At 69.0% G+C, this 4,612-nt stretch carries 5 protein-coding genes and 1 pseudogene; 3 read left to right on the forward strand and 3 right to left on the reverse strand.

All coding sequences use genetic code 11. The annotated features are described in order from the left end of the window. Positions 1–158: 158 nt before the first annotated feature. The 3 genes from FHG66_RS21045 (at position 159) to FHG66_RS21055 (ending at position 2,171) form a co-directional block, all read left to right on the forward strand. Positions 159–1,343, forward strand: coding sequence for an NnrS family protein (locus tag FHG66_RS21045; protein ID WP_139079105.1), 1,185 nt, complete (start codon positions 159–161; stop codon positions 1,341–1,343). 67 nt (positions 1,344–1,410) lie between these two features. Then, complete coding sequence (locus FHG66_RS21050) at positions 1,411–1,632, forward strand: helix-turn-helix domain-containing protein (RefSeq protein ID WP_139079106.1); 222 nt, start codon at positions 1,411–1,413, stop codon at positions 1,630–1,632. Positions 1,633–1,643: 11 nt separating this feature from the next. Further along, on the forward strand, positions 1,644–2,171 hold the full coding sequence (locus FHG66_RS21055; RefSeq protein WP_176556390.1) for a Clp protease N-terminal domain-containing protein: 528 nt from the start codon (positions 1,644–1,646) through the stop codon (positions 2,169–2,171). Positions 2,172–2,192: 21 nt separating this feature from the next. Here FHG66_RS21055 and FHG66_RS21060 read toward each other — a convergent pair whose 3' ends face one another. From FHG66_RS21060 to FHG66_RS22530, 3 genes and pseudogenes are all read right to left on the reverse strand, one after another. Next, positions 2,193–3,746: a copper resistance CopC/CopD family protein gene (locus tag FHG66_RS21060; RefSeq protein ID WP_176556391.1), complete on the reverse strand. Its 1,554-nt coding sequence runs from the start codon at positions 3,744–3,746 to the stop codon at positions 2,193–2,195. A 119-nt stretch (positions 3,747–3,865) separates the two neighbouring features. Next, the gene (locus FHG66_RS21065) at positions 3,866–4,390 is read right to left on the reverse strand and encodes a YcnI family protein (protein ID WP_139079109.1); all 525 of its coding nucleotides are present in this window, start codon (positions 4,388–4,390) and stop codon (positions 3,866–3,868) included. 117 nt (positions 4,391–4,507) lie between these two features. Further along, positions 4,508–4,612 (reverse strand): annotated as a pseudogene (locus FHG66_RS22530) (formylglycine-generating enzyme family protein); the annotation flags it as partial.

Consider the following 4,612-nt stretch of genomic DNA (forward strand, 5'->3'; position numbering starts at 1 on the left):
CGAGGCCGCCACCGCCGCCGCCGCCGCCCTGCGCGGCAAGGCCAAACAGCGCTTCCAAGACGCCCTGGCCCAGGTCCAGTAAGCGTCAGCCCAAGGCAAAGAAAGGGCGGCGGGCGCGGGCCTGCCGCCCTTTGTCGTGTCTCATGATGGTGATCCTCATGTCCAATCGAGCATCCTATTCCGGACCGGCTCTCCTCAGCATGGGCTTCCGGACGTTCTTTCTTCTTTCCGCGTTGTTCGCCTTGGCCGTGGTGCCCGTGTGGGTCCTGGCCTGGCACGGGCGGCTCACCCTCGGCGGCCCCTTCATTGCGACGGACTGGCACATCCACGAGATGATCTGGGGCTACACCGGCGCGGTGATCGCGGGCTTCCTGTTCACCGCCGTCCCGAACTGGACGGGGCGGATGCCCACGCGCGGCTGGCCGCTCGGGGCGCTGGCCGGTGTCTGGGTCCTCGGGCGGCTCGCCGTGGCGGGCCTTCTCGGACTGGCCCCGCTGGGCGTGCTGGCCGTCGATGCCGCGTTTCTCCTGGCCGTGGCTGCAATGATCCTGCGCGAGATTGTGGCGGGCCGGAACTGGCGCAACCTGATGGTCCTGGGGCCGGTCCTGGTGTTCCTGGCCGCGAACGTCGTCTTCCACGTCGAAGCCATGCAAACGGGCACCTCCGACATCGGCCGCCGGCTCGGCCTTGCGGTGGTCGTGTTCCTCATCACCCTGATCGGCGGGCGCATCATCCCGAGCTTCACGCGCAACTGGCTTGCCAAGCAGGGAGCGGCGCGGATGCCGGTGCCCGTCAACCGCTTCGACGGCGTCTGCCTGGGGGCCGGGGCGCTGAGCCTTCTGGCCTGGTCCTGCCATCCGGGCGCAGCAACGGGCACGGGCCTGGTTCTTGCGGGCCTGCTGCAGGCCCTGCGGCTGTCGCGCTGGCGTGGGCAGGCGACCTGGCGCTCGCCCCTTCTCGTCATGCTGCACGTGGCCTACGGCTTCGTGCCGCTCGGGCTCGTGGCGACCGGCCTCGCCGGATGGAACCTGCTGCCGCTGGCGGCGGGCCTGCACCTCCTCGGCGTGGGCGCGATCGGGGGCATGACGCTCGCGGTCATGATGCGCGCCACCATGGGGCACACCGGACGCGACCTCGTCGCAGGCCCTTGGCTCACGGCGGCCTTCGTGACCCTGGTGGCCGCCACGGCGCTGCGGGCGGGGCTGCCGGAGGCGACGATCCTCGGCCTTTCGGGCCTGACCTGGGCCGCCGCGCTCTGGACAGGAGCCTTCGGGGCCTTCACGCTCCAGGTCGGGCCCTGGCTCTTGCTGCCCCAGATGACCCGCAAGCAGCCGAGCCGCTGAGACGCGATCGTTGCTGCAACCGTCAACACAGGCTGACATAAGCGCTTTTGTCAGCATGCGTTGACGCATGAACGACCTATTCGACCTGTCCATCCCGGAGGATCCCGAGGCCGCCCTGGCGGCGGTCGTGGCCCTTCGCCGGCTCGCGGATGCCATTGAACAGCGGGCGGTCAGATCCGCCCTAAGGCAGCAATGGTCATGGGCAAGGATCGCTCAGGCGCTCGGCGTGTCCAAGCAAGCCGCTCACAAGCGACTGTCGCATCTATCTGCCGGCGAAGACCCCATCTAGGGAGACCTCCAGTGTTCAACGGCCTCAAGGCACGCCTCAACGATATGGCCACTCTCAGGTCCCTCTGCGAGCAGGCCGAGAGACAGGCCCTTCTCGACCAGCAGACCAAGCCCGGCGCGGAGCAATTCCTGCTGGCCGCGCTCGATCCGAAAGACGGCACCGCCCGGCTTGCCTTCGAGAAGGCCGGCGCGGATCCCGCTGCGCTGAGGCCGGCGATCGCCCGGCAGTACGAGGACGCTTTGCACTCCATCGGCATTCGCCTCACAGGAGGGACGAGGCCTGGGACAGAGCGACGCCCCTTGCCCGCCCCCGCGGGGATCTACGACCCAGCCCCATCCGGCCAAGCCCTCATGCAGGAGCTCGCGGCCAGTCGTAAGGACCACCGACCGCTGCTCGGGGCACATGTCGTGGCAATCACCGCGGGCATGGAGCACGGCGTCGTGGCTCGTGCCCTGCGCCTGATGGCCGTGGACCCCGGCATCCTCAAGTCGGCAGCCGAGGTCACGATCAAAGGCGCACTGTCCAGAGCCCCCGGCTGAACGGGATTGGGCCTGCCGGCGCTACCGGATCGTCAGCTCTGTGAGCGCCGTCTGCCGCTCGAAATCCGAGATCAGGACGTCCAGCTCGATGCTCCAGGTTCCCGTAAGACTCAGGGGAAGCTCTGCGATGCGCCACTGGCCGGGTTCCAGCCTCTCGGCCAGACGCTCCAGCGGGGCAATGCCCTTCTCCGGGTTCGACAGGCGCAGCGTGATCTCGGGCACGTCGAGCGGCTGCCCGGCGTGATCGGTGATCGAGAGGCTGGCGCCCTTCGGACCGGCTTGGCCTGAAACGAGGGTGAGCTCGGCCCTGAAGTTCTGGGCTGCGAGGCTCAGGCGCTGCTCCTCGTGAGTGTGCCGGTGCTCCTTATGGGCATGAGCGTCGGAGGCCTCTGCTTGCGCCATCAAGGCGCGCGGTGGCGAGGTCGCCCCCAAGGCCGCCGTTGCAGCCAGGATCAGCACGGCCACCCCGACCTCCGCCTGGATCGACCGCCCGAGCCGACGCGCGGCCCCTGCCTCGCCGCGGGTCAGGCCAGGGGTGAGGATCAGCCGGTTGAGAGTGGCGAGACCCAGCAGAGCACCGACCAGCCCGACCTTGATGAGAAGCACCAGCCCATACGGGGTCGTGACCAGCCCCTCGGGCTGGCGTACCTGGATCCAGGTCAGCGCGAGGCCAACCAGGATCAGCACGGGCACCGCAACGACCGCCAGGGCCGAGAACCTCTGAACAGCGGACGCGGCCTCGCCCGCCGGCGCGTCGAGCGCGCGCAACAGGGGCAGGAGCGAGCCCACCCAGAAGGCCGCCAGGGCGGCGTGGATCAGAAGCAGCGGGGTGGTCCACCCGCGCGGCCCGGCGGTGACCACATGGCCTGAGAGACCGAAGCTGGCCAGCGCCACCAGCGCGCCGAGCATGACCAGACCGTCACCGGTTCGGGAGGCAAGCTGACTTCCCACCCAGACGAGCCCGAGCCCCGCCATGGCGCAAAGGGCGGCGCAGCCGAAGGTCGAGCTGAGCCCCGTCACCCAGGTCGCAGGCCGGATCAGGATCCCGGGTGGCCCTCCCATCAGAAGGCAACCCTGGAGCCCTAGGGCCACCACTGCTGCCCCTACGCCCAGGATCGCTGCGGTGGCAGTCACGCGACGCATCTCGTGTTGGGTTCTCGTTCCGGAGCGGACCAGATGTCCGTAGGCCACGGCGCCCACGGCGCCGAGCAGGGCGAGGTAGAGCGCCACGCGGGCGGCCACGAAGGCCCAGCGCCAGCCGGCTGTCCCGTCCTCGACCGCCCCGCTGGACTGCGACGCAGCGCCCACACTGAAGACCAGCGACCCTGCGATGGGATGTCCGTCCAAGGAAACCACATGGTAGCTCACGGTATAGGTGCCCTGGTCCAACTCCTCAGGTAGGTCCAGGTGCAGCTCGTCTTCCCGGGCTTCCGCCCTCTCAGGCGGCAGCACGTCCTCGCCCTCGGGCCCGAGCACCTGGGCGCGGGTCAACGCCACAGGCTCGTTGAAGTGGATTACGACCTCGTCCGGCAAATCCGGCAGCACGGTGCTGTCGGTCGGCTCGGTATAGGTCATTACTGCATGCGCGTTCGCTACCCCGGCCAGCCCGTGAAGGAGGACAAGCGCCAGAAGGAGAGGCCGGAGGGCCGCTTGTGCTCCTTCGGCCCCGGCGCGGCAAAGACGCACACTGTTCATCAGTGGGTAGAGGGCGCGATGACCGTGAGGGCCGGGGCGGGTTCCGCCAGATCGTGGGGATCCTGGCCATCGGCGGGGATCTCGATCCAGCGGGTGACCGCCTCGCCGCATTCCTGGATCACCGGGAAGTAGACGGTCTGCCCCGTGAGCGCCTCGGTCAAGCGACCACGGAAGGTGAACTCGTCGTACCATTCGTCGGGCAGGTCGCCGCCGCTCCAGCGGATCTCGCGCACGCCTTCGGTGAGGGTTTCGCCGTGGAGCTCAGCCGGCTCGGCAAAGGCGCCCACCGTGGTCTCGATCGTCCAGCCGGGCTTCGGCATGGGTTTGGCGTCAATGACGCCGTCGGGGATCTGCACGCGAACAGCCGTGGTGGCCGCGCCTTCGCAGCCATGGCCCACACGCAAGACCGCCTTGTAGGCGCTGCCCGCCGCCGCTTTGGGTTCCTCGAGGGTGATGTGGGCGAGCGTGGCGCCCGCGCTGGCGAGTAGAAGGGCGCCAGCAAGGGCGAATGTCATGGCGGTCATGTCTATCTCCGGGTCTCCCCGCGTGGGCGCGGATGTTTGAGTGTTGGTCCTGCTGCCGTGATACGCTCGCCGATAGTCTCAAACTTTGACCCAGCGCAACTCGCAGGGCGTTTCCCGTCAGTCCGTGCGGACGAGGCGGAAGCCCAGATGGTGGGGTGGCACACCGGCGGCGCAGCCTCCGCTGCTGGCGTCCCGAACGAAGTCGATGACGGCGGCGCGGTG

The organism is Rubellimicrobium rubrum (assembly GCF_006152115.1).
GTDB classification, from domain to species: domain Bacteria; phylum Pseudomonadota; class Alphaproteobacteria; order Rhodobacterales; family Rhodobacteraceae; genus Rubellimicrobium; species Rubellimicrobium rubrum.